Origin of the sequence: Pseudomonas sp. DrBHI1, from assembly GCF_002205115.1 — a bacterium.
Lineage (GTDB): Bacteria > Pseudomonadota > Gammaproteobacteria > Pseudomonadales > Pseudomonadaceae > Aquipseudomonas > Aquipseudomonas mosselii.
Genome location: NZ_NIBE01000098.1, coordinates 7178 through 12640 on the forward strand (window position 1 = coordinate 7178; position 5463 = coordinate 12640).

General features: G+C 65.7%; 6 protein-coding genes. 5 read left to right on the forward strand and 1 reads right to left on the reverse strand.

What is annotated here, in order from left to right:
* The 5 genes from CC207_RS27870 to CC207_RS19995 all read left to right on the forward strand — a co-directional run.
* A partial coding sequence (locus tag CC207_RS27870) for an MOFRL family protein (protein WP_305880226.1) occupies positions 1–151 on the forward strand: 151 nt, incomplete at its 5' end.
* A complete protein-coding gene (gene pyk / locus CC207_RS19980) occupies positions 148–1563 on the forward strand; it encodes a pyruvate kinase (protein WP_028692833.1) in 1416 nt (471 codons plus the stop codon). The genes CC207_RS27870 and pyk, both read left to right, overlap by 4 nt.
* A gap of 208 nt (positions 1564–1771) precedes the next feature.
* Positions 1772–2647: an urea transporter gene (locus CC207_RS19985; protein WP_088852639.1), complete on the forward strand. Its 876-nt coding sequence runs from the start codon at positions 1772–1774 to the stop codon at positions 2645–2647.
* A 45-nt stretch (positions 2648–2692) separates the two neighbouring features.
* Positions 2693–3514 (forward strand): ion transporter, encoded by an 822-nt coding sequence (locus CC207_RS19990; protein WP_028692831.1) that lies wholly within the window; start codon positions 2693–2695, stop codon positions 3512–3514.
* Positions 3515–3637: 123 nt separating this feature from the next.
* A complete protein-coding gene (locus tag CC207_RS19995; protein ID WP_028692830.1) occupies positions 3638–4636 on the forward strand; it encodes a sulfate ABC transporter substrate-binding protein in 999 nt (332 codons plus the stop codon).
* A 15-nt stretch (positions 4637–4651) separates the two neighbouring features.
* On the opposite strand, the gene CC207_RS20000 is transcribed toward CC207_RS19995, so the two are convergent.
* Positions 4652–5463: class I SAM-dependent methyltransferase (locus CC207_RS20000; protein WP_088852640.1), on the reverse strand; the 812-nt coding region annotated here is incomplete at its 5' end.

Consider the following 5463-nt stretch of genomic DNA (forward strand, 5'->3'; position numbering starts at 1 on the left):
GGCCCTGGGCCTGTCGGCCAGCGATGAGCTGGACAACAACAACGGCTATGGCTACTTCGCCGCCCTCGACGCGCTGATCGTCACCGAGCCGACCCGCACCAACGTCAACGACTTCCGTGCCATCCTGATCCTCGAGACTCCGCAATCATGACGCCTGATAAAAAAGTCAAAATCCTCGCCACCCTCGGGCCTGCGATCAAAGGCATCGATGACATCCGCCAACTGGTCGAGGCCGGGGTGAACATCTTCCGCCTCAACTTCAGCCACGGCGAGCACGCCGACCACGCCCTGCGCTACCAGTGGATCCGCGAAGTCGAGCAGCAGCTCAACTACCCGCTGGGCATCCTCATGGACCTGCAGGGGCCGAAGCTGCGGGTCGGCCGCTTCGCCGACGGCAAGGTCCAGCTGCAACGCGGCCAGGCCCTGCGCCTGGACCTGGACAAGACCCCGGGCGACAGCCGCCGGGTCAACCTCCCGCACCCGGAGATCATCGCCGCGCTGGAGCCGGGCATGGACCTGCTGCTCGATGACGGCAAGCTGCGCCTGCGCGTCACCGCCAAGCACGGCGACGCCATCGACACCGAAGTGCTGGCCGGTGGCGAGTTGTCCGACCGCAAGGGCGTCAACGTGCCCCAGGCGGTGCTGGACCTCTCCCCGCTGACCGAAAAGGACCGCCGCGACCTGGCCTTCGGCCTGGAGCTTGGCGTGGACTGGGTGGCGCTGTCGTTCGTCCAGCGCCCTGAGGACATCGTCGAGGCCCGCCAGCTGATCGGTGAGCGCGCCTACCTGATGGCCAAGATCGAGAAGCCCTCGGCGGTCGAGCAGTTGCAGGCCATTGCCGAGCTGTCCGACGCGATCATGGTCGCCCGTGGCGACCTCGGCGTGGAAGTGCCGGCCGAGAGCGTGCCGCAGATCCAGAAGGGCATCATCAATACCTGCCGTCAGCTGGGCAAGCCGGTGGTGGTGGCCACGCAGATGCTTGAATCGATGCGCTTCTCCCCGGCCCCGACCCGCGCCGAAGTTACCGACGTGGCCAACGCCGTGGCCGAAGGCGCGGATGCTGTGATGCTGTCGGCCGAGACCGCCTCGGGCGACTACCCGCTGGAAGCGGTGCAGATGATGAGCAAGATCATCCGCCAGGTGGAGAACGGCCCGGACTACCAGGCCCAGCTCGACGTCGGCCGGCCCAAGGCCGAAGCCACGGTATCCGATGCCATCAGCTGCGCGATCCGCCGTATCAGCGGCATCCTGCCGGTGGCGGTGCTGGTCAACTACAGCGAGTCGGGGGCCTCGACCCTGCGCGCCGCCCGCGAGCGGCCACGGGCGCCGATCCTCAACCTGACGCCGAACCTCAACACCGCGCGCCGCCTGAGCGTGACCTGGGGCGTGCACTCGGTGGTCAACGACCGCCTGCGCCAGGTCGACGAGGTGGTCTCCACGGCGCTGGAGATCGCCCAGGCGCAAGGCATGGCCAGCCGTGGCGACACGCTGCTGATCACCGCCGGTGTGCCTTTCGGCAAGCCGGGTTCGACTAATACGCTGCGCATCGAGACCTTGGTCTGAGATCGCCGGGGGCGCTGTGCGCCCCTTTCGCGACACAAGGCCGCTCCCACAGGGATCACACCCAGGCCTGAACACACGATCCCTGTGGGAGCGGCCTTGTGTCGCGAAAGGAGGGCGCAGCCCTCCCCGTACACCGATGCAACAGAACTGCGGATAACCCGAGGCCCAAAGAGGCCCACCGCTCCCCCACCCACTTTACCGACTGCCCATGTACACCAAGAATTTCGTCAACCCGTGCCCGGACTGGGCCACGGCCTTGCTCAACGGCTTCAGCCAGGTGCTGCTGCTGCGCAATCCCCTGTGCGGCCTGTGCTGCCTGCTGGCCATCCTGCTGACCGCTCCGAACCTGGTCGGCGGTGCCCTGCTTGGCGCCCTCGCCGGCCTGCTCACCGCCCAGCGCCGCGGCTACGAACGCGCCGACCGCCAGGCCGGGCTGTATTGCTACAACGGCGTGCTGATCGGCATCCTGATCAGCGCCGTGCTGCCCTGGTCGGCGATCCTGCCGCCGCTGATCATCGCCGCCGGCGGCCTGTCGAGCATGCTCACCCACCAGTGGCGCAAGCGTGGCGGCAAGCTGCTGATCGCCTACACCGCGCCCTTCGTGCTGCTAGGCTGGGCCACCCTGCTGCTGGCCGAGCCGTCGGCCAACGGCTATGTCGAGGCAGACCCTGTGTATGCCCTGCTGCGCGGCGTGGGGCAGATCTTCCTGCTCGGCAAGCCCATGGCCGGCCTGCTGATCGTCATCGGCATGTACTTCGCCAACCCCTATGCCGCCACCTGGGCGGTGATCGGCTCGGCCATCGGCGGCGGGGTCGCGCTGCTGGCCGGTGAAGCGCAAGGGGCCTGGTTGGGGCTTTATGGCTTCAATGCGGCACTGGCCGCGCTGGCCTTCAGCCGCCAGGGCGAGAAACCCTGGGTGACCTTGCTCGCCATCGCCTGTGCCTTGCTGCTACAGCCACTGTTCAACCTGCTACCGCTCGCCGGGCTGACCGCGCCGTTCGTCACCGCCTGCTGGCTGATGCACCTGGGCAACCACCTGGCCCAGCTCAACCAGCGCCGTAACGCGCCTCGCTTGCACAGCTGAAACACAGCCCCTAGGCTCTGCCCATTCGCACAATGGAACGCGCCCATGGACAACCCTTCGAGCCTGCGCGAGCGGCTCTACGTCATCGTCTTCCAGACCGACACCGTCGCTGGAAGACGCTTCGACAAGATCCTCCTGCTGATCATCCTCGCCAGCCTGGTCACGGTGATTCTCGACAGCATCGACGATGTTCACCAGAACTACGCCGGGCTGCTGGCCGGCATCGAGTGGGGTTTCACGGCGATCTTCCTCGCCGAGTACATCACCCGCCTATACTGCTCGCCCAAGCCGCTGCGCTATGCCTTCAGCTTCTACGGGCTGGTCGACCTGCTGGCGATCGTGCCGGGGATCATCGCCCTGTACTACAGCGACGCCCAGTACCTGCTGATCATCCGGGTGATCCGCATGCTGCGGATCTTCCGCGTGCTCAAGCTCAGCCCCTATCTGAAGCAGGCCCACTACCTGCTGGCGGCGCTGCAAGGCAGCAAGCAGAAGATCATCGTGTTCCTGGTCAGCGTGTCGACCCTGGTCACGGTGTTCGGCACGCTGATGTACGTGATCGAAGGGCCGGAGCACGGCTTTACCAGCATTCCCAAGGGCATCTACTGGGCCATTGTCACCCTGACCACGGTAGGCTTCGGCGATATCGTGCCGAAGACGCCGCTGGGGCAGGTGCTGTCGTCGCTGGTGATGATCACCGGTTACTCGATCATTGCCGTGCCCACCGGCATCTTCACCGCCGAACTGGCCAATGCCCTGCGTGGCGAGCAGTTGCAGCATGACTGCCCGACCTGCGCCAAGCACCACCACGAGCATGGCGCGGCGTTCTGTTCGCGCTGTGGCAATGCGTTGTTTCCAAAGCAATAGGCAGCGTCCCAAGGCGGGGCAAGCATAAGCAAAGAGCCATTTGATCTTTAGCGACCAAAGCGCCAAACGCTATAGTCGCTGGCATATCGCCAACCCTTTGAATCAGAACAAGGAATGCCCCCAGTGAAAAAACTCTTCAGCGCCTCGCTGCTCGCCGCGGGCCTGGCCCTGGGCAACCTCGCCCAGGCCGCCCCGACCCTGCTCAACGTCTCCTACGACGTGATGCGCGACTTCTACAAGGACTACAACCCGGCGTTCCAGAAGCACTGGGAGGCCGAGCACAAGGAGAAGGTCAATGTGCAGATGTCCTTCGGCGGCTCGAGCAAGCAGGCGCGCGCGGTGATCGATGGCCTGCCGGCCGACGTGATCACCATGAACATGGCCACCGACATCAACGCCCTGGCCGACAACGGCAAGCTGGTGCCGGACAACTGGGTGAGCCGCCTGCCGAACAACAGCGCGCCGTTCACCTCGGCCACCGTGTTCATCGTGCGCAAGGGCAACCCCAAGGCGCTGAAGGACTGGCCGGACCTGCTCAAGGACGGCGTGCAGGTGATCGTGCCCAACCCCAAGACCTCGGGTAACGGCCGCTACACCTACCTCTCGGCCTGGGGCTACGTGCTCAAGCAGGGCGGTGACGAAACCAAGGCCCGCGACTTCGTCGGCAAGCTGTTCAAGCAGGCGCCGGTCCTGGACACCGGTGGCCGCGCCGCCACCACCACCTTCATGACCAACCAGATCGGCGACGTGCTGGTGACCTTCGAGAACGAGGCCGAGATGATCGCCCGCGAGTTCGGCCGCGACCAGTTCGAAGTGATCTACCCGAGTGTGTCGGCCGAGGCCGAGCCGCCGGTGAGCGTGGTGGACAAGGTGGTAGCCAAGAAAGGCACCCAGGCCGTGGCCGAGGAATACCTGAAGTATCTGTGGTCGCCCGAGGCTCAGGAAATCGCCGCCAACAACTACCTGCGCCCGCGTGACGCCACCGTGCTGGCCAAGTACACCGACCGCTTCCCGAAAGTCGACTTCCTGTCCGTTGAAAAAACCTTCGGCGACTGGCGCACCGTGCAGAAGACCCACTTCAATGACGGTGGCGTGTTCGACCAGATCTATACCAACAAGTAACCGCCCTTCGCCGGGTCAGGCCTGCTGGCGGAACACCAGCGCCTTCAGGCCACCCTCCGGATCCGCATCCGGAAACTCCGGCGGATTCTTAAGCCGCTCGACAAACACCAGCCCCGGCGCCTGCTCGGCCATCCCCTCGATGAGAAACTGCGGCCCGATCCCCGGATCGTTGACGCAGGCCAGCACCGTACCGCCTTCAGTCAACAACTCCGGCAAACGCCGAAGGATCTTGGCGTAGTCCTGGGTCAGCACGAAGCTGCCGCGCTGGAAGGTCGGCGGGTCGATGATGATCAGGTCATACGGCCCGTACTTGCGCACCTTGCCCCATGACTTGAACAGCTCATGCCCCAGGTACGCGACCCGCGAGGCGTCATGGCCGTTGAGTCGGTGATTGTCGCGGCCCCGGGACAGCGCCGACTTGGCCATGTCCAGGTTGACCACCTGCTCGGCGCCGCCGGCGATCGCCGCCACCGAAAAGCCGCAGGTGTAGGCGAACAGGTTGAGTACGCGCTTGCCGGCCGCCTGCTCGCGTACCCAGCGTCGGCCATAGCGCATGTCGAGGAACAGGCCGTTGTTCTGGCGCACGCCCAGGTCGAGCAGGTACTTCAGGCCATCCTCGACCACCTCGCGCTGCTGGCACGGCTCGCCCCACAGCCACTGGCCAGGGCTGTCCGGCAGGTAGCGGTGCTGCAGCAGGATGGCCTGGCCGGTCCACTGCGGGCGTTCGGCCAGCGCCATCAGCATCGCTTCGAGCTCCGCCAGCTGGCCCTCGGGCGGCTCGCGGAACAGCGCCACCAGCAACACGCCGTCGAGCCAGTCGACGGTGA

What these genes read in the sequence shown, in the direction of transcription:
- pyk (WP_028692833.1), top strand. Translation starts at nt 148, where the DNA reads ATGACGCCTGATAAAAAAGTCAAAATCCTCGCCACCCTCGGGCCTGCG.
- CC207_RS19990 (WP_028692831.1), top strand. Translation starts at nt 2,693, where the DNA reads ATGGACAACCCTTCGAGCCTGCGCGAGCGGCTCTACGTCATCGTCTTC.
- CC207_RS19985 (WP_088852639.1), top strand. Translation starts at nt 1,772, where the DNA reads ATGTACACCAAGAATTTCGTCAACCCGTGCCCGGACTGGGCCACGGCC.